The organism is uncultured Porphyromonas sp. (genome assembly GCF_938039215.1).
Classification (GTDB): domain Bacteria; phylum Bacteroidota; class Bacteroidia; order Bacteroidales; family Porphyromonadaceae; genus Porphyromonas.
On the sequence record NZ_CALHVI010000053.1, the window covers coordinates 22,483 to 40,599 of the forward strand.

The window sequence follows — 18,117 nt, forward strand, 5'->3', positions numbered from 1 at the left end:
CACCTCTCAAGCGACGACAGCGATACTCATTTAATTAGGATAATGAAACTATTTCCCCGCCTGAGCTTCTTCCTGCTCACCCTCCTCAGTCTTGCCCTCACGGCCTGCCACAAGGACACACCTCGAGATACAGCCGAGCATTCCCCCCTGAAAGGTACGTATTGGACAGAAGGGACAGGCACGATGACGCTCGACTTCCGCACGGAGCGAGAAGTGACCTTCACCCTCACTCCCGCTGGTTCTCCTCGAGGGGCGATGGCCTACACCGCCACCTACAATCTCTCGGGAAGTACCCTCACGATCGGAGACATCATACAGGATACACCCTTCGGGACAGCCACTATCCTTCAGGGGTTCACAGCACAGCTCGAGGGAGGTGTGATGAAGGCTGACTTCACGACGACAGGCATGGAGCGAGACAGCGAGCAAGGTGCGCTCCGCTTCGTCGCCCAGCCGCTGAAGGGATACCTCTTCCACCGCAAGGTCTAGTACTTTCCCATCACGGAGGCTAGAGTCTTACCTCCACAAGCCTAAGATCCTTGCCTCACACATTCTAGCCTCTTGCCCGCAGAGGCTCTGGCCCTCCACTATCCACAAAGCTAGAAGGCCAGCGACCGTAGTCCTCACCTGATCGGGAGGCTACGGTCGCTGGCCTTATCTTAGGAAGTAAGGGAAGTTACTTCTGGAAGGTGGAAGTAGTTACTTCCTACAGAAGGGAAGTGCTTACTTCGCTGCGGGGATTTCCTTGAGCACCTGAAGGAGGTGACGCCACCAGAGGTCTACCGTCTTGATCTCGATACGCTCTGCAGGAGAGTGCACATCACGAAGCGTTGGCCCGAAGGACACCATATCCAGATCAGGATATACGTCTAGGATCAGACCACATTCGAGCCCTGCGTGGATGGCCTTCACAGCTGCTTCCTTGCCGAAGAGCTTGCGGTAAGCATCTGCCGAAGCCTTGAGGATAGCAGAGTCTGGATTGGGCTTCCAGCCAGGGTAAGAGTCAGTGAGTTCGACATCTGCCCCTGCCAGCTCGAAGACAGAAGCGACCATCTCGGCAGCCGAGTCACGAAGGCTCGTCGTAGAGCTTCGCTGGCTGGTCTCGACGAGGATCACACCGTCACGTTGCTTGATCGAAGCAAGGTTGTTGGAAGTCTCGACGAGGTCTTCGATCTCGTGGCTCATGCCGAGTACGCCGTGAGGGCAAGCATAGAGCGCACGTACCAGCGCCGACTTCGTCTTGTCATCGATGATCTGGGCGGGAGCAGAAGCTTCCTCGATAGCGAAGCAGACGTTGGGGTCTACTGCCTTAAGCTCGTTACGCACAGCTTCTTCGAGGCTCTTGAGCAGTTCGATTGCCTTAGCCTTGTCCTCGGGGCGAACACCGACGAGAGCATGTGCCTCACGAGGGATAGCGTTGTGGAGGTTACCCCCAGCTATCTCAGAGAGCTTCCAGTCGACATTCTTCTCCAGCGCATAGAGGAAGCGGGTGAGTAGCTTATTCGCATTGCCAAGTCCGCAGTGGATCTCACCGCCGGAGTGACCGCCCTTGAGACCAGAGACCGAGGCACGAAGCCAGACAAGACCCTGAGGAGCCTGCTGATACTCGGGCTTGAAGGTCGCTACGATACCCTTACCACCAGCACAGCCGATGAAGAGTTCGCCTTCGTCTTCGCTGTCGAGGTTGATGAGGATCTTACCGGTGAGGAAGCCTGGGCGAAGCTCGAAGGCCCCCGTCATACCCGTCTCTTCGTCGATGGTGAAGAGCGCTTCGAGAGGTCCGTGCTCGAGGTCATCCGAAGCTAGGATAGCGAGCTGGGCAGCACAGCCGATCCCGTTGTCCGCACCGAGAGTCGTCCCGTCAGCACGAAGCCATTCGCCGTCGACGATCGTACGGATAGGATCGTTGTCGAAGTCATGCTGGGTGCCAGCGTTCTTCTCACAGACCATATCGACGTGGCTCTGGAGGATGAGCTTCACTCGATCTTCGTAACCTGGGGTAGCAGGCTTGCTCATGACGATGTTGCCTACATGGTCCTTCTTGTACTCGATACCATGCTCCTGAGCGAACTTCTCTAGATAGGCGATGATCTTACCTTCCTTCTTAGAGGGGCGGGGGACTTGCGTGATCTCATGGAAGTATTTCCAGACGATCTTAGGATTCAGCTCTGTGATTTCCATTGCTTACTTGATGTTTATGTTTGAGTAGTTGCTTACGTGTGCATCAGTGGCATTCGGAGAGTTAAGACCCGAATTCATCTATCTAAGCCTTAATCAGCGAAAACTTGTACCTTTGCTCCCAACAAATATAACGATAAAATACAAGGATGACATTATTCCTAGTCGCACTCTTCGCCGTAGGAACTGCGGTCTTTCTCCTCTCGGTATCGATTATCTTCAAGAGGAATGGTCGCTTCCCCAATACGCATGTCGGCGGGAGCCGTGCCATGCAACGTCGAGGTATCTCCTGCCACACGTCGCAGCATCGGGATGCTCAGCGTCAGAAGAATCTAGCTGAGCGTCTGGCTGAGCAGGCTTCCTAAATCTCCCCTTCACTTCCCTCGGATACAATAATTAAAATATAACAGCACCTATGACAAAGACTGGTCGTATGACCCTCTGCTCACTGGCTCTGGCCATCGCTTCAGCCCTGAGCCTCTCCTCCTGCCAAGGCAAGCCCGAGCAAAAGTCCGCCCCCTCTACCCCATCCGAAGTGCAGGCTACGGGTCTCCCCATAGCTCTTGTTCGCATGGACAGTGTCTCCTCTCAGTACAAGTTCGCCCAAGAGGTGAAGGAGGCTCTTGAGAAGGATGCCATCGCTCACCAGACTCGTCTTCAGGGCAAGAGCGCTGCGATCCAGAAGGCAGCAGCAGACTTCGAGCGTCGTATGCGTATCAATGCCTTCGTCTCTGCTGAAGCTCAGCAGGCCGAGCAACAGAAGATCATCCGCATGCAGCAGGAAGGTGAAGCGCTCAGCGCAGAGCTCTCTCAGAAGCTCGCCCTCAAGCAGCAGTCGCTCCTCGAAGATGTGATGACGGAGATCCGCACCCAGCTCAAGGAATACAACAAGGATGGTCGCTACAAGCTCATCCTCACGCAGGTCGGGGACAACGTCCTCTATGCAGATGAAGCCCTAGATATCACGGACGACTTCATCAAGTACCTCAACGAGCACTATACTTCTAGCAAGGCTTCCGTAGCCGCCGACTCTACAGCTAAGAAGAAGTAAGCCTTCCTCCCCACTCCGCTGGGAGGGACAAGGGGCATCACGGCACCGATGTGTAGCCGTGGTGCCCCTTGCCTTTTGGGAGCTATGACAGGAGGGAGCTAAGGACAAATAGTGCAGGAAGGGGGCTGTACCTAGTGATAGGTATATTGGACCTTTTCACCCTGAAGGCGGGCGAATATCCCTACCTTTGCGCTGGCGAGGGATACACCCTTCGCCTCTAATCACTCCTATCCTCTCAAGAAACATGAATATCAAGAAATGGACTACAGCGCTGCTCCTCGGCGGACTTCTCCTCGGGGTAGCGACCTCGTGTGGCAAGAAGAACGATGAGCCTACACCCAAGCCCACACCTAATCCCGGAGGAGATGTCATCGTCGTCCCCGCAGATGGGGATGCCTATACCATCCACCTCGTAGATGTTACTCCCAAGGACATTCAGCTCGATGGCATCGGCAAGGTAGGCTTCGAAGACATCAACTTCGGGGAAGCTGTCCTTGGCACAGGTCGTCTCACGAAGGTGACCATACACAAGGGCTACATCTACCTCGAAGGACAGCAGAAGGGCAAGGTAGCTCGCTATGAGCTCAGAGAGTCGGGCAATATCCACGTACCCCAGACCGGTAATATGCCCATCTCGCCACAGATCGGTAGCGCCGTCATCAAGGACGGCACGATCAAGGCTACACTCTCCATCGGTATGTACCACTTCTATGCTCGTAGCTATCAGGCTAGCTTCGGAGCTAAGGCTAGTGCCGAACTCCTGAAGGTGCTAGCTGCCCTGAGCAAGGCTAATGCTTCCAGCACCATCAACTTCGAAGGGACGCTGGTGAAGAAGTAATCCTTCCCCCGAGATTTACTCCTCAAGACAAAGCCCCGTAGCTCACGTGAGCTACGGGGCTTTTCTTTGTATAACAGAGACTCTTGCACGCTTCATCTCAAGGCTAACAACTCATCCTCTCGAGAGGGCAAAAAACAGACCTACGGTAGGTCGCCGAAAAAACCTACTGTGGGTCGCCTGACCGACCTACCGTGGGTCGCATCGACGACCTACAGTAGGTTTTATTTGGGGGTGTCTCGAGGGCGGTCTCTGAGCCGACCAGAGCGACGCATTTTAGCAGGGGGTCTATTCTCAGCGACAGAGGATAAATCGTGAAGGTTCACTCCTACGGAGTCGTCCGCCATAGCCCCACGAATATAGACCCTACCCCGCTAGGTAGAGCATAAGCATTCGACTGTGCTCCCATCTACTCTTTTATGGTTAATCACTTGTAGGTATCGAGGGGCTGTAAAATGGCTATTTCCTAGTATTTAAGCACATCCCTAATCGCTCTACCTTTGCAACATCTTGTGAGAAGCACCTCCCGAGCATTTGTGGAGTGCCCCACAGCGATAGAACTAAGCAACTCATCAACTCAAGTCACAACAGATCCAATATGAAGAAGAACTTCCTTTGGCTAGCAGTAGCTGCTCTTAGCCTCGGTGCCGTCTCCTGCGACAAGAAGGACGAGCCCAAGAAGCCCCAGCAGGGCGAAGTCAAGACCGTCATCATCGATGCCTCTGACTACACGAAGTACGTCTACTTCTCCTTCGAAGAGGGGAAGGTCGTCTCTACCGCTGCTTGGGATGACGAAGCACACAAGAGCCAGACCAACTGGGACCTTGGCCTTCACCGCTACGACTTCCGAACCAATAGTGGTCTCTCGGGCAAGGGTCAGGGCGGCGCCGTCGAAACCTCTACGGAGAACATCAACGACAAGATCACGATCCCTGCAGCTGACCAGTTCGAAGTAGACAAGTCTCAGAGACAGCTCGTCGAGTTCACACACGGCGCTGATGGAGCTAAGACCCGCTACGAAGATATCCCTGCGAACCTCGTGCTAACGACAACTCAGAAGATCTCCATGGAAGGAGGTCGCCCCGTCTACAAGATCATCAAGAAGGGTGCGATCACCCTCGACATGGGTGGCCACGGCAATGGCGGTGGTCCCTCTACGACGCTGAGCAACAAGGTCTACCTCGTGCGCACCGCCTCGGGCAAGTTCGCCAAGGTCAAGGTCACGGGCTACAGCACTCCGCTCAAGGGTAAGGACGGCGTGGTCAAGCCCGTCTCGGGTCACATCACCATCCAGTACGTCTATCCCGTCCAGTAAAGCCTAGGCATCACCAACCTCAAGAGGCTCGATCTACATACAGACTATGTCGATCGAGCCTCTTCTTCGTCGCTCTTCACTCCCCCTTCACCCATCCCCAGCTAACTATGCTCCGTATCGTACCGCTTTCGCTCGCCCTATCCTTCACGGCTCTTAGTCTACATGCTCAGAAGGCTTCTTCCCCAGCCGAGAGTCCCACGGATAGCGTGAGCAACGGCTTCGCCATCCACGAAGTCGTCGTGACGGGGACACAAACGCCTCGCCTGCTGAAGAAGCTCCCCATCCCGACGCAGATCATCAGCCGTAAGGATCTGGATCGAGTACAGCCTCGCTCCGCAGCCGATGCGCTCCAGATGACGCTCCCTGGGGTGCAGATCTCCATGCACGGCGGTCAGCAGCAGGTCGTCATCCAGGGGATGGCGGGAGACTATGTCCTCTTCCTCGTCGATGGCGAGAAGATCACCTCCGAGGGCAATGGCTCTGTGGACCTCAACCGAATAGATATCTCCACCATCGAGCGTATCGAGATCATCCGTGGGGCGGCCTCCGCACTCTACGGCTCCAGCGCCATCGGTGGGGTCATCAACTTCATCACCAAGCAGGGCTCCCGCCCCCTAGAGGCCTCCGCCTCAGCAGACATCTCGAGCGAAGGGCTCTCTCGCTATGCGGCTTCGCTAGGAGTGCGCTACCGACGACTCTCCAGCACCACCTCCGCAGGCTACACCGAGCAAGCCCCCTACTCCATCGCCACCCGCAGTGGTGGAGTCCCCGCCCCCAGCCTCTTCTCCCGCAGCAAGACCAAGTACCTAAGCGAGAAGCTCCGCTTCCGCAGCACAGATGATCGTCTAGAGCTAGCGGGCTACCTTCGCTACAGCTTCCGAGACCAAGACTTCGACCCCATCACCCAGCATCACTACACGACACACAGCCTCGGAGGTCGAGCCTACTATGCCTTCAACAGCCGGCACAACCTCCGCCTAGACTACAATAATGAGCTCTACGACCGCTCCTCGTGGTACCCAGCTGCCCGTGAGGCAACGCCCATCTTCCTCTTCCGCTCGCACACGGGTCGACTGCAGTACAACTACGGGGCAGAGGGCGAGACTCCTATCCTGGCGAACGTAGGTCTGGAGATCTATGCCGAGCGTCTCCGAGGCGACCGATTCCCAAGTACTAAGGATATTCGCCGTGCTGAGCTCTATTCGCTCTATGGGCAGGCCGAATGGCACCCTTGGTCGAAGCTTTCCCTTGTCGGAGGTCTTCGCTACGACCGCCACTCCCGCTTCGGGCTTCACCTCTCCCCTAGACTATCCGCCCTCTACACGCTGGGGGATCTTCGCCTAAGGGCCTCCTATGCCGAAGGGTTCCGCTCGCCCTCGATCAAGGAGCTGTACATGGACTGGGATCATCAGAACATGTTCTACATCCGTGGCTCGGAGGATCTTCGCCCCGAGATCAGCCACCTCATCAGCTTCTCTCCCGAGTATCAGACCAAGCGCCTCAATGCTACGGTGATCGCCTCCTACAACCTCATCACCAACGGCATCGATCTCGTCCCTGAGGATGGAGGGAAGGTCATGCGCTACCGCAATACTTCCAAGGAGACGAAGGTGCTCAACCTCCAGACAAGCCTACGCTATCTCCTGCCCTCGGGCTTCAGCGCTACGCTCGACTATGCCTTCCTCAAGAGCTTTGGTCAAGTCAAGGACAAGGCGGGACGAACACTCTCCTACTCCAACCTCCGCCCCCACAACCTCACCCTAGGACTCACCTATGAGCATCGAGTAGGCGAGGCGGTCCTCTCTGCGAACTACAGTCTACGTGCCAGCAGTGCGCTCTCGACCCTTCAGCTGAATAGCTCGACGAATGACTACGAGCAGGTGCGCTTCTCAGGCTTCAGCGTCTCACGTGTCGCCCTCGGTGGATCATGGCGAGGCAAGGTGCGTGTCTCGCTCGGGGTAGACAATATCTTTGACTTCGTCCCCGAGAGCGTCAATATCACGGGGACACTCTCCCCAGGACGCACCTTCTTCTCTTCCCTTACCATAGGTATCTAGCAGAGCCTACCTCCATAGGTCACCGCTGCGCTCCCCTTGCTCTCTGAGTTCATCACGGGAAGAAAGCCCGCTCCCTTCGCTACTTCATCCACCCCACGACGAGGCGAGGTGCTGCGCTCGAAGTGATTGTAGGCAAATGGGCTTCTTTCGCTAACTTTGTAGGCTAAAAGGGGCTACGAGGCCAACGATCAATCATGGGTAAGACTTCAGGCAAGATAAAAGGGAACCAACGTACGAAAAGACCAGCCTCCTCAAGGCAAGGGAGAGCTAGCTCTTCCTCCTTCTTCGGCGGGATGAACGGTGTGCGGGAGCTGGTAGTAGCCAACTTCGACAATCGTCGTATCCCTACGATCTTTGGGCTCCTCCTGCTGGCCTTCTTCATCATCGCCCTACTGTCGATCATTACCTTCCTCTTCTCTCATGGGAGTGACCAGAGCTTGATCACGGCGAGCCAAGAGGCGATGACCAGCGAAGAGACCTCTCGGCAGGTGACCAACATCTTCGGCCTCCCCGGAGCTCGCCTAGCCGACTACCTCTTCAATCAGCTCTTCGGCTGGGGGATCATCTTCATCCTTACCTTCGTCGTCTTCGTCTTTGCCCATCTGATCTGGCGACCACGCATAGCCTTCATCCGCTATGTCGTGCACTTCCTCATCGATGGCTTCCTGACGATCTGGACGGCCATCGCTGCAGCAGGCCTGCAGACCCTCTTCCCCTCCGACAGCTTCCTCCGCTGGGGAGGTCTCCGAGGTGAAGAGCTCTTCTCCTATATATATGGTAGCATCGGAGTCGCAGGTGTCTTCGTTGCCCTAGGCTTCAGCCTGCTCATCTTCCTTGTCCTCTGTAGCGGACGTGTGCTTGGTGCCGTACAGAGCCCCAAGATCCCTCGCCCCAACATCCCCCGACCTTCCTTCCCCTCAGCATCACTCCTCTCCCGACTGCTCCGTCGCAAGGGACCAGAGCTCACCGAAGTCGAAACCGATCGTGCCCAGCAGGACGAAGATGTTTGGCGTGACGAGCCTCCCCTCCCCACAGATGAAGGTGAGGAGTTCGTCGACGAAGAGGTCGAGCCTCAGGGCTTCACCCAAGGAGAGGCGACGAGCTTCACCCACCCCTCCAGCAGCACTTCCGCCTCTTCTAGCCAAGAGATGATCGTCGAGGAGGCTCCCAAGGATGACCTCATCGAGGATCACGAGGCACACGAGGCAGCTCCCCCTAAGCACGGAGTACAGCTCCCCCTCTATCAGAAGCCACAGACCGACCTTCTCCGAGACTACGAGCAGTCTACAAGCCCCATAGACATGGAGGAGATCGACTACAATAAGCAGAAGATCATCGACACGCTGGCCAGCTTCAAGATGCACGTCACCCCGAGCAAAGCCACCGTCGGCCCCACCGTCACCCTCTACGAAGTCATCCCTGACTCAGGGATCAAGGTCTCCCGCATCAAGACCATGGAGGATGATATCGCCATGAGCCTCAAGAGCGAAGGGGTGCGCATCATCGCTCCCATGCCAGGGCTGGGTACCATCGGGATCGAAGTCCCCAACTCCGTTCCTCAGACCGTATCGATGCGCAGCATCCTTGCCTCAAGGAAGTTCAGAGAGCAGCAGGAGAAGATGGAGCTACCCGTAGGGATCGGGAAGACCATCACCAACGAGCCCTTCATCTTTGACCTCACGAAGATGCCTCACCTGCTGATCGCAGGGGCTACGGGGCAGGGGAAGAGCGTTGGGCTCAATGCACTGATCACCTCACTCCTCTACAGCAAGCGCCCCGAGGAACTGAAGTTCGTCATGGTCGACCCCAAGATGCTGGAGTTCTCCATCTACGAAGAGATCGAGCGTCACTTCCTAGCTAAACTCCCCGATGCCGACCGAGCGATCATCACCGACATGACCAAGGTCGTGGCTACCCTCAATTCGCTCTGCATCGAGATGGACAACCGCTACCGCCTGCTGCAGACCGCAGGGCGTGCCGTCCGTAACATCCGTGAGTACAACGAGCAAGTACGCTCAGGCGAACTAAGCCGCCTTCAGGGTCATGAGATCCTGCCCTACATCGTCCTCATCGTCGACGAGTTCGCCGACCTGATGATGACCGTTGGTAAGGAAGTGGAGCAGCCCATCGCCCGTCTGGCTCAGAAGGCTCGTGCCGCGGGTATCCACATGGTCATCGCTACGCAGCGTCCTTCGACCGATGTCATCACAGGGCTCATCAAGGCCAACTTCCCCGCTCGTATTGCCTTCAAGGTCTTCTCCATGGTAGACTCTCGCACCGTGCTAGACTCTCCTGGAGCCAACCAGCTCATCGGCCGTGGGGACATGCTCTTCTACCAAGGTAAGGAGATGGTGCGTGTACAGTGTGCCTTCATGGACACTCCCGAGACTGAGGCCATCGTCGAGCACATCGCCCGTCAGGAGAGCACAGGCTCAGCTTACGAGCTTCCCGAATACATCCCCGAGGGCGAAGAGTCTGGAGCCAAGGGCTTCAACCCCAATGAAAAGGACAGCCTCTTCGATGAAGTCGCCCGCATGGTCGTACAGACACAGGTGGGATCAACCTCCAACATCCAGCGCAAGTTCAACATCGGCTACAACCGTGCAGGTCGCCTGATGGACCAGCTTGAGGGCGCAGGGATCGTCGGAGCGCAAGAGGGAAGTAAGCCTCGTGAGGTCTTCATCAAGGACCAAGCAAGTCTAGAGCAGCTGCTGCAGAAGTTAAGCTAACTTGACTCATCAGCCGTTCTATTAGTACATATCAATTTCAAGTGAGCAATGAATATGCGACATATCATCATGATCCTAGGGCTGTCACTCTCCCTCCTCTCAGGAGCTAGAGCCCAGCGCCCTAATAAGGCACCCGCCATCACTCCTCAGACCCTCCTTGAGCGAGCTGAGGCCACACTTTATAGTGCAGGTGCTACCCTAGTAGACTTCTCAACCGAGCTCCGTGACAAGGCGGGGCGCAGTGCAGGTGCTACGACAGGCAAGATGCACCTACAGGGGGATGCCTTCCGCCTTGAGTATGGCACCATCACGGCGGTCTATGCTTCGGGGACGCTGACCTATTACGACAGCGCCGAGCATACACTGACCATCTCCAAGCCTTCGTCAGACGAACTCCTGCAGATCAATCCGCTCTACTTCCTTCGCTCACGAGCGCAGGGCTTCTCGAGCCAGCTGCAGGGACAGACGGGTACTCAGGCTACCGTCACTTTTACCCCACAGCACAAGAGCAATATCACCAGCGTCGTCGCTACCTTCCAGGTCAGTAACGGCCTCCCTGCTCAGCTTCTCTTCTCTGCCAAGGACAAGAGTCTACTGACGGCAAAGGTCGCCCGAGTCACTCGCCGCACTGCTTATCCACAGAGCTTCTTCGCTCTGAATGCTAAGAGCTACCCCGGCTGCGAAGTCGTCGATCTGCGCTAAGCCCTCTGTCTGCTACCCAATCAATAGTACATGGAATCAAAGACCCTCGTCGAAATAGGCGAGTACACACAGCTCATGGGACGCACCTTCACGCTCCCGATGCGCTGGCGCATGTTCTTCCGCTCCGTCATCCGTGAGATCTATAGTCTCGGTGTCGGCTCACTCTGGATCGTCTTCATCATCTCGCTCTTCATCGGGGCGGTGATCACCATCCAGCTCTCGATCAACATGACGAGCCCCCTCATCCCTCGCTTCACCATCGGCTATTCAACCCGAGAGATCATGATCTTGGAGTTCTCCTCCACGGTGATGTGCCTCATCCTCTCGGGTAAGGTCGGCTCTAGTGTCGCCTCCGAACTTGGGACGATGCGTGTCACCGAGCAGATCGATGCTATGGAGATCATGGGGGTGAACTCTGCGAACTTCCTTATCCTACCGAAGATCGTGGGCTTCATGGCTTTCATCCCTGTACTCTCGGTCTTCTCCATGGTGACGGGTATCGTCGGAGGCTACGTAGCCTGCGACCTTGCCAGCTCGCTGACGCACGAAGACTTCATCTATGGGCTCCAGCTCTACTTCACGCCGATCTATGTCACCTATTCGATCATCAAGTCGGTGGTCTATGCCTTCATCATCTCCTCGGTAGCCTCCTACTATGGATATTGTGTCAAGGGGGGAGCTCTCCAAGTCGGTACTGCCAGCACACGAGCTGTGGTCAATAGCAGTGTGCTCATCCTCTTTTTCGACCTGCTACTGACCAACCTCATGCTCACCTAATCAGCTCGCTCTCCTCAAGTGATACAAGTCAAATCTATCTATAAGCGCTTTGCCGACAAGGAGATCCTCAAGGGCATCGATGCCACCTTCGAGGCAGGGAAGACGAGCTTAGTCATCGGCCGCAGTGGTGCTGGTAAGTCGGTCTTCGTCAAGTGCATGATCGGTCTCATCAAGCCCGACCAAGGTGAGGTGCTCTATGATGGGCGCAACCTGCTGACGATGTCCAAGCCCGAACTCCTCCGACTACGCCGTGAGATGGGGATGCTCTTCCAAGGCTCGGCACTCTTCGACAGCATGACGGTCATCGAGAATGTCCTCTTCCCCATGGAGATGTTCTCCTCAGACAGCTACGATAAGTCCTACCACCGAGCTATGGAGCTACTGGAGCGTGTGGGACTCGCCGAAGCAGCCAACAAGTATCCCGCAGAGATCAGCGGGGGGATGATGAAGCGTACGGCGATAGCCCGAGCGCTAGCACTCAATCCCAAGTACCTCTTCTGCGACGAACCGAACTCAGGGCTTGACCCCAAGACCTCGATGGTCATCGACCAGTTGATCTACGAGCTGACGAAGGAATACAACATCACGACCATCGTCAATACCCACGACATGAACTCCGTGCGCTCGATCGGCGATAAGATCATCTACCTCCACCATGGCCTCAAGGAATGGGAGGGGAGTAGCGCTACGCTAGATGCTCCCGACACACCGGAGAGCGTCATGCACTTCATCAACGCTGGCCGTCTCTAGCGAGAAGCCAGCCCTTTCACCCCGACAATCTCTATGTCTCTATTCAAGAAAGATTCGCTCCTGACGACCATCCTCGTGATGATCGCTGCCTCAGTAGTCTTGATCTTCATTCTCATCTTCGGTCTCGATCTCTACACACGTCACGGGAAGACGGTCACTGTACCCGACCTCCGAGGCAAGACCGTAGCAGAGATGAAGCGCATCCTCGACGAAGCAGGTCTCGACTACGAGATCAATGACTCCACCTTCTCTCGCACAGCTGTCCCAGGTACGGTACGTGAAGTTGTCCCCGAACCAGGGAGCCAAGTCAAGGCGGGTCGCATCCTCTTCATCGCTATCAACGGCTACCATCAGCGCAAGCAGACTGTGCCCAACTACAAGGATCAGTCTGCTCGACAGATCTTGGCCCTACTGAAGGGGCTCGGCTTTGAGTCCGTAGAGCAGCGTGTAGTCCCTGGGGGCTATGTCGGTTCGGTCGTCGGGCTACAGACCCTCGATGGGAAGCCCATACTCGCAGGGACGCAGATTCCCATCGACACGAAGCTCATCCTGCTGGTAGCAGGTCAAGTGATCGACACCCTTGGGCTGGACCGCTATATCGAAGACTACAGCACCAGCCAAGGCGATAGTGTCGTCAAGGATGACGGCTCAAACGTAAGCAACGACTGGTGGTAGAGGCCGTGACCGAGCAATACCTTGACGACGGAGCTTGGGGCGAAGACGAAGATATCTTCCTCGTAGACCCAGCCTCACCCAGCGATTCATCTCAGGAGGCGGAAGCCGTCTCCTACCTCCAGCATGCCGATAGTTCTCCGCTGTACGAGCACTTCCGTGTCGTAGCTGACAAGGGGCAGGCTCCTATGCGCGTGGACAAGTTCCTCGCCACCCGCATGACGGGCACGACACGCAGTCGCATCCAGCAGGCTCTGGATGGAGGCTACGTCTTCGTGGGGGACAAGGCTGTGAAGAGCAACTACCGCATCAAGCCCCTTGATGTCGTCACCCTCCAGCTTCGCCGTCCGAAGCACGAGCTAGAGATCATCCCCGAAGACATTCCCCTAAATGTCGTCTACGAAGACGAGTACCTCATGGTGGTCAATAAGCCTGCGGGGCTTGTCGTACATCCAGGGCATGGCAACTACACGGGGACGCTGGTCAATGCTCTTGCCTACTACCTCAAGGATGATCCTCTCTACGACCCCGCAGACCCTAATGTTGGCCTTGTGCATCGCATCGACAAGGACACCAGCGGGCTCCTAGTCATCGCCAAGCGAGCAGAGACGAAGGCGCATCTCGCCCGTCAGTTCTTCAACAAGACGACACGGCGCACCTACCGAGCCCTTGTGTGGGGTCGTCTGAAGCAGCCCGAGGGTACCATCGTCGGCAATATCGGCAGAGACGAACGTGATCGCCTGCAGATGGCTGTCTACCCCGAGGGTAGTCCGAAGGGGAAGCATGCCGTCACACACTACACCCTCCTTGAGGAGCTGGCCTATGTCAGCTGGATCGAATGCCGGCTGGAGACAGGGCGCACCCATCAGATACGAGCGCACATGAAGCATCTGGGGCATCCGCTCTTCGCTGATGCTCGCTACGGAGGGGATAAGATCCTTTGGGGAAATCAATTCTCTCGCTACAAGCAGTTCGTCCACAACTGCCTCACCCTCTGTCCCCGCCAAGCCCTTCATGCCAAGACGCTCGGCTTCGTACATCCCATGACGGGCGAAGAAATGCTCTTCGACAGCGAACTACCTTCGGACCTATCCGAGCTCTTAGATCGCTGGCGCACCTATGCCGCTCAGGTCGATAGCGAATAAACGAAAGAGTCGAAATAAATACGCTCTAAGCGAACAGACCTCTCCACCCCGTGCTGTGGGTGGAGAGGTTTTTTATTTCCCATGGCGAAGGGAGGTATCAACCACAAAGGCTCTCCTCATGACACACGATCAAGCATCCCATGAGGAGCAAAGCCTTGAAGCCGTTTGGTAGAGTCGTTTGATAGCTATTTCTTTGCGCCCGCTGGATCGGACCGCTCTTGGCCGACGAAGCCAGCACGACCACATTAGCAACGACAATCAATGAAACGAATTCTACTTATCCTCACCCTACTCCTCGGGGTCATCACACCTCAAGCCGTAGCGCAGCAAGAAGAGCGGGTGCACTCGGGCTTCATGCTGGAGCTTGGGCTGATGCAGAGCCGCATCGGCTACCATCAAGCTCTTCCGCTGGGCTTCGTCGCGGGAGCTCATATCGGCTACGATCTGTACAGCAATCCCACCTACTTCATTGGATCCGAGCAGTACAGAAGGAGCAACAGCGATCTCTTCTACATGCTTCTTCCTTCGGCCAGTGTAGAGCTTCGCTGGTACCACGCCCGTGAGAAGAGCGAAGAGGAGATCAACCGTGGTGGCTTCGTCGTGCTCGGCACTGCCATGCAGTCCCACACAGGGGGCATCATCTTCAAGAAGGAGCTCCAAGGCCGATGGGACTACCGCTGGGCGATGAAGGCAGGCTGGGGCTACCAAGCGGTAATGAGCGATGTCATCTATGCCAAGTTTGAAGCAGGGCTCGTGGCCAGTATCCCGCTCCAGAGAGATACGGACAAGGTCTTCGGACTCCCCTACGTCGATATCGGCATCGGGGTCAAGCTCTAGCAGAGGAGTCCGTGTGCATGAGGGGGATATGCGTAACGAAAGGGGTCGATCGTTATAAGCAAAAAGAACATCCCCTTTTTGCTTGACGATAATGAATAAGATTCGACTCAGCTTCTTTGTCCTGAGCCTTGTAGCCCTCACAGCGTGCACTGGCCGCCAGTCTACGGAGCAAGACTCAGACAGCATCTCGGCCCTCAGCCCCACGATCACCGACAGCATCCCCTATCGTGTGGCGGAAGGTTACTTCGCCGCCTCAGATGCCCTGCCCACGACGATCACCAGCGAAGAAGCGCTGAACCGCTATATGGGGATGGCTACGACCATGCAGCAGGCACCCACCGAGATTGATTGGAGTCGAGAGTTCGTCATCCCCGTCGTCCTCCCCTCGACAAGGATCTCCACCGAAGTGGCCCCCTGCAGTCTGCACAAAGATCGAGAGGGGCATCTTGTTCTCGTCTATAAGGCGCTTGAGGGGAAAGACCTAGAGACCTCCGAGATCCGTCCCTTCCTAGCGATCATCGTCGCTCGTGAACATCTAGCACCCGTGCGCCTCATCCAAGAGAAGTAGCCCACTTCCTCACATAAGCTATAGGCTCAAGCCCCGTGAGTGACCTCAGCGAAGGTCTACTCACGGGGCTTGCTCATGATGGCTGCTCTATCGGCTCATCAGCTCCCATTCCTGAGGCAATACGGCAGGGGAAGAAATGGAGGAAAATACCCTAACCTAATCATCAAGATATTAGCACCATACGCTTATGCTTTAGGCCTCCCCCTAGAGCCTCTAAACACAGCCTCCTCAGGAGGGCCTTCCAGAACCTACTGTGGGTCGTCTCACCGACCTACGGTAGGTCGTCGATGCGACCCACAGTAGGTTTTAAGAGCGACCTACCGTAGGTCCCTTTTTGAGCGAAATATCCCCGAGGCTTACACCTCCACCTTAGCCTAGTCAGCGGGTATGAGCCTCTACCCTCCCAGAGAGGAATACCTTCGCCAAGGGCTTCGCTGTGACGTATGTTGCCCAATATCGGATAATTGTGTATCTTTGTGCCCGATATTTTTAACTCTCAAAACAGAAAGAGAAATGAATAACTACGAAACCGTTTTCATTCTTACTCCCGATTTATCTGAAGCTCAGGTAAAGGAAGCGGTCGCTAAGTTCGTCGACATCCTCAAGGGCGAAGGCTCTGAGATCGTCAACGAAGAAAACTGGGGGCTCAAGAAGCTCGCTTACACGATCCAGAAGAAGACCACGGGCTACTACCAGCTCGTCGAATTCAAGGCTCAGCCTGAGACCATTGCTGTACTGGAAACTCAGTTCCGTCGCGATGAGAATGTCCTCCGCTTCCTGACTTTCCGCCAGGATAAGTTCGCAGCTGCATACGCAGAGAAGAGAAGAAGCCGTAAGGCATAACCCATTAACGAAAGGAGATAAACACAATGGCTGCACCATCAGAAGTACGCTACCTGACTCCCCTCACTGTAGATAGCAAGAAGAAGAAGTACTGCCGCTTCAAGAAGAGCGGTATCAAGTATATCGACTACAAGGATCCCGAATTCCTCAAGCGTTTCCTCAACGAACAGGGCAAGATCCTTCCCCGTCGTATCACCGGCACCAGCCTCAAGTTCCAGCGTCGTGTCGCTCAGGCTGTCAAGCGTGCTCGTCACCTGGCCCTGCTGCCCTACGTCACGGACAACATGGCTCGATAAGGCATACCCTCCGTATCCCTTATCCCTAGTAGAATAATAAACCCAGAGGAGACAGAATACAATGAACGTTATTTTGAAAGAAGACGTAGTCGGTCTCGGCTACAAGGACGATATCGTCACAGTAAAGGACGGCTACGGTCGCAACTTTCTAATCCCCACCGGTAAGGCGATCGTCGCTACGGAAGCAGCAAAGAAGATCCTTGCTGAGAACCTCCGCCAGCGTGCTCACAAGATCGCTGCGATCAAGAAGGAAGCCGAAGAGCGTGCCCAGAAGTATCAGGGCGTTCGCCTCTCGATCACGGCTCACACCAACGTCGCTACGGGTAGCCTCTATGGCTCCGTCACTGGCGCAGAGATCGCTGAAGAGCTCACCAAGCTTGGACTGGAAACCGAACGCAAGCTCGTCTACATCAAGGCGATCAAGGAAGTCGGTAACTACACCGCTATCGTGCGCCTGCACAAGGAAGTGGCTGTAGAAATCCCCGTCGAAGTACTCTCCGACGCTCCTAAGGCTGAAGAGAAGAAGGAAGAAGCTCTCGCTGTTGAAGCTCCTGAAGCTGAAGAAGTAGAAGAAGCTAACGAAGAAGCATAAGAAGCATACGCTTCCACATACCTACGCTCTAGCAGGTAGTCTCCCCCTGTGGGAGCTACCTGCTAGAGTTTTTTATAGCCCATAAGGAGTGAGCCAACTATAAATCTTGCTTATATTCATATAGACCGATTCAGTTGCTGGGCCTTAACAAAACCTCTACCTTTGCAGTGTAATCATTAACAAGAAACAAGATAACGCTATGAACGTACTTTCAATCACTGGGATCAACCCAGCTAAGGCAGAGCAGGTCGTCAACGAACTTAGCAAGCTCCTGGCAGACTTCCAGATCTACTATACCAACCTCCGTGGCTACCACTGGCACGTGCGTGGACCTCAGTTCTACACGCTCCACAGCCAGTTCGAGAAGATGTATGACGAAGCTGCAGAGCACGTCGACGAGATCGCCGAACGTATCCTCCAGCTCGGTAGCACCCCCGAGAACCGCTTCAGCGAATACCTCAAGCTGAGCCAGATCAAGGAAGACACCAAGATCTCTGACCCTGCTCAGATCATCCCTGCTATCCTCGACTCCCTCAAGGTGCTCATCGCTCAGGAGCGTGCCGTAGCTGCCGCTGCCGAAGCAGCAGACGATATCGTCACGGGCGACCTCGTCTCTGATCTCCTCGACGGTCAGGAGAAGTCCGTCTGGATGATCTCTGCCCTCCAAGCTTAATAGCTCCTCCTTCTATAGCAAGCGATCCGAGCGGTCGCTACAATCTACGACGCCGAGCACTTAGTCTCATCCTGCCCTGGGATGAGGCTAGGTGCTC

At 55.6% G+C, this 18,117-nt stretch carries 19 protein-coding genes; 18 read left to right on the plus strand and 1 reads right to left on the minus strand.

All coding sequences use genetic code 11. The annotated features are described in order from the left end of the window. The first annotated feature begins 42 nt into the window (after positions 1-42). Positions 43-489 carry a hypothetical protein gene (locus tag Q0336_RS06990; RefSeq protein WP_298527049.1) on the plus strand — a complete coding sequence of 149 codons (447 nt, stop codon included), beginning with the start codon at positions 43-45 and terminating at the stop codon, positions 487-489. Between the two features lie 234 nt (positions 490-723). Here the strand turns inward: Q0336_RS06990 and Q0336_RS06995 are convergent, their stop codons facing one another. Then, positions 724-2,181 carry an aminoacyl-histidine dipeptidase gene (locus Q0336_RS06995; protein WP_298527051.1) on the minus strand — a complete coding sequence of 486 codons (1,458 nt, stop codon included), beginning with the start codon at positions 2,179-2,181 and terminating at the stop codon, positions 724-726. 146 nt (positions 2,182-2,327) lie between these two features. Between Q0336_RS06995 and Q0336_RS07000 the strand changes: the two genes are divergently transcribed. From Q0336_RS07000 to Q0336_RS07080, 17 genes are all read left to right on the plus strand, one after another. Continuing rightward, the gene (locus Q0336_RS07000; RefSeq protein WP_298527054.1) at positions 2,328-2,543 is read left to right on the plus strand and encodes a hypothetical protein; all 216 of its coding nucleotides are present in this window, start codon (positions 2,328-2,330) and stop codon (positions 2,541-2,543) included. 50 nt (positions 2,544-2,593) lie between these two features. Further along, positions 2,594-3,229: an OmpH family outer membrane protein gene (locus tag Q0336_RS07005; protein WP_298527057.1), complete on the plus strand. Its 636-nt coding sequence runs from the start codon at positions 2,594-2,596 to the stop codon at positions 3,227-3,229. 244 nt (positions 3,230-3,473) lie between these two features. Beyond that, positions 3,474-4,067 carry a hypothetical protein gene (locus tag Q0336_RS07010; protein WP_298527059.1) on the plus strand — a complete coding sequence of 198 codons (594 nt, stop codon included), beginning with the start codon at positions 3,474-3,476 and terminating at the stop codon, positions 4,065-4,067. 595 nt (positions 4,068-4,662) lie between these two features. Continuing rightward, entirely contained in the window at positions 4,663-5,379 is a 717-nt protein-coding gene (locus tag Q0336_RS07015; protein ID WP_298527060.1) for an HmuY family protein, read from the plus strand. A gap of 107 nt (positions 5,380-5,486) precedes the next feature. Then, positions 5,487-7,436: a TonB-dependent receptor gene (locus Q0336_RS07020; RefSeq protein WP_298527063.1), complete on the plus strand. Its 1,950-nt coding sequence runs from the start codon at positions 5,487-5,489 to the stop codon at positions 7,434-7,436. Positions 7,437-7,630: 194 nt separating this feature from the next. Further along, positions 7,631-10,165, plus strand: a complete 2,535-nt coding sequence (locus Q0336_RS07025) for a DNA translocase FtsK 4TM domain-containing protein (protein WP_298527066.1) — start codon at positions 7,631-7,633, stop codon at positions 10,163-10,165. A 54-nt stretch (positions 10,166-10,219) separates the two neighbouring features. After that, positions 10,220-10,867, plus strand: a complete 648-nt coding sequence (locus Q0336_RS07030; RefSeq protein ID WP_298527068.1) for an outer membrane lipoprotein carrier protein LolA — start codon at positions 10,220-10,222, stop codon at positions 10,865-10,867. Positions 10,868-10,897: 30 nt separating this feature from the next. After that, the gene (locus tag Q0336_RS07035; protein ID WP_298527070.1) at positions 10,898-11,644 is read left to right on the plus strand and encodes an ABC transporter permease; all 747 of its coding nucleotides are present in this window, start codon (positions 10,898-10,900) and stop codon (positions 11,642-11,644) included. A gap of 18 nt (positions 11,645-11,662) precedes the next feature. Beyond that, on the plus strand, positions 11,663-12,394 hold the full coding sequence (locus Q0336_RS07040; RefSeq protein WP_298527071.1) for an ATP-binding cassette domain-containing protein: 732 nt from the start codon (positions 11,663-11,665) through the stop codon (positions 12,392-12,394). Between the two features lie 33 nt (positions 12,395-12,427). Then, the gene (locus tag Q0336_RS07045; RefSeq protein ID WP_298527072.1) at positions 12,428-13,069 is read left to right on the plus strand and encodes a PASTA domain-containing protein; all 642 of its coding nucleotides are present in this window, start codon (positions 12,428-12,430) and stop codon (positions 13,067-13,069) included. Between the two features lie 5 nt (positions 13,070-13,074). Further along, a complete protein-coding gene (locus tag Q0336_RS07050) occupies positions 13,075-14,211 on the plus strand; it encodes an RluA family pseudouridine synthase (protein WP_298527074.1) in 1,137 nt (378 codons plus the stop codon). A gap of 261 nt (positions 14,212-14,472) precedes the next feature. Next, a complete protein-coding gene (locus Q0336_RS07055; protein WP_298527077.1) occupies positions 14,473-15,048 on the plus strand; it encodes a hypothetical protein in 576 nt (191 codons plus the stop codon). 91 nt (positions 15,049-15,139) lie between these two features. Next, a complete protein-coding gene (locus Q0336_RS07060) occupies positions 15,140-15,616 on the plus strand; it encodes a hypothetical protein (RefSeq protein WP_298527080.1) in 477 nt (158 codons plus the stop codon). A 513-nt stretch (positions 15,617-16,129) separates the two neighbouring features. Further along, positions 16,130-16,459, plus strand: coding sequence for a 30S ribosomal protein S6 (gene rpsF, locus Q0336_RS07065; RefSeq protein ID WP_021667905.1), 330 nt, complete (start codon positions 16,130-16,132; stop codon positions 16,457-16,459). A gap of 26 nt (positions 16,460-16,485) precedes the next feature. Continuing rightward, on the plus strand, positions 16,486-16,755 hold the full coding sequence (gene rpsR, locus Q0336_RS07070) for a 30S ribosomal protein S18 (RefSeq protein ID WP_021667904.1): 270 nt from the start codon (positions 16,486-16,488) through the stop codon (positions 16,753-16,755). 61 nt (positions 16,756-16,816) lie between these two features. After that, complete coding sequence (gene rplI / locus Q0336_RS07075) at positions 16,817-17,347, plus strand: 50S ribosomal protein L9 (RefSeq protein WP_298527083.1); 531 nt, start codon at positions 16,817-16,819, stop codon at positions 17,345-17,347. Positions 17,348-17,546: 199 nt separating this feature from the next. After that, positions 17,547-18,020, plus strand: a complete 474-nt coding sequence (locus tag Q0336_RS07080; protein WP_298527085.1) for a Dps family protein — start codon at positions 17,547-17,549, stop codon at positions 18,018-18,020. Positions 18,021-18,117 lie beyond the last annotated feature (97 nt).

Bases quoted from the DNA above. Each gene is read 5' to 3' on its own strand.
- Q0336_RS07000 (WP_298527054.1), top strand. From the start codon at position 2,328: ATGACATTATTCCTAGTCGCACTCTTCGCCGTAGGAACTGCGGTCTTT.
- Q0336_RS06990 (WP_298527049.1), top strand. From the start codon at position 43: ATGAAACTATTTCCCCGCCTGAGCTTCTTCCTGCTCACCCTCCTCAGT.
- rpsF (WP_021667905.1), top strand. From the start codon at position 16,130: ATGAATAACTACGAAACCGTTTTCATTCTTACTCCCGATTTATCTGAA.
- rplI (WP_298527083.1), top strand. From the start codon at position 16,817: ATGAACGTTATTTTGAAAGAAGACGTAGTCGGTCTCGGCTACAAGGAC.
- Q0336_RS07080 (WP_298527085.1), top strand. From the start codon at position 17,547: ATGAACGTACTTTCAATCACTGGGATCAACCCAGCTAAGGCAGAGCAG.
- Q0336_RS07015 (WP_298527060.1), top strand. From the start codon at position 4,663: ATGAAGAAGAACTTCCTTTGGCTAGCAGTAGCTGCTCTTAGCCTCGGT.
- Q0336_RS06995 (WP_298527051.1), bottom strand. From the start codon at position 2,181: ATGGAAATCACAGAGCTGAATCCTAAGATCGTCTGGAAATACTTCCAT.
- rpsR (WP_021667904.1), top strand. From the start codon at position 16,486: ATGGCTGCACCATCAGAAGTACGCTACCTGACTCCCCTCACTGTAGAT.
- Q0336_RS07025 (WP_298527066.1), top strand. From the start codon at position 7,631: ATGGGTAAGACTTCAGGCAAGATAAAAGGGAACCAACGTACGAAAAGA.
- Q0336_RS07005 (WP_298527057.1), top strand. From the start codon at position 2,594: ATGACAAAGACTGGTCGTATGACCCTCTGCTCACTGGCTCTGGCCATC.
- Q0336_RS07045 (WP_298527072.1), top strand. From the start codon at position 12,428: ATGTCTCTATTCAAGAAAGATTCGCTCCTGACGACCATCCTCGTGATG.
- Q0336_RS07035 (WP_298527070.1), top strand. From the start codon at position 10,898: ATGGAATCAAAGACCCTCGTCGAAATAGGCGAGTACACACAGCTCATG.
- Q0336_RS07055 (WP_298527077.1), top strand. From the start codon at position 14,473: ATGAAACGAATTCTACTTATCCTCACCCTACTCCTCGGGGTCATCACA.
- Q0336_RS07030 (WP_298527068.1), top strand. From the start codon at position 10,220: ATGCGACATATCATCATGATCCTAGGGCTGTCACTCTCCCTCCTCTCA.
- Q0336_RS07020 (WP_298527063.1), top strand. From the start codon at position 5,487: ATGCTCCGTATCGTACCGCTTTCGCTCGCCCTATCCTTCACGGCTCTT.
- Q0336_RS07010 (WP_298527059.1), top strand. From the start codon at position 3,474: ATGAATATCAAGAAATGGACTACAGCGCTGCTCCTCGGCGGACTTCTC.
- Q0336_RS07060 (WP_298527080.1), top strand. From the start codon at position 15,140: ATGAATAAGATTCGACTCAGCTTCTTTGTCCTGAGCCTTGTAGCCCTC.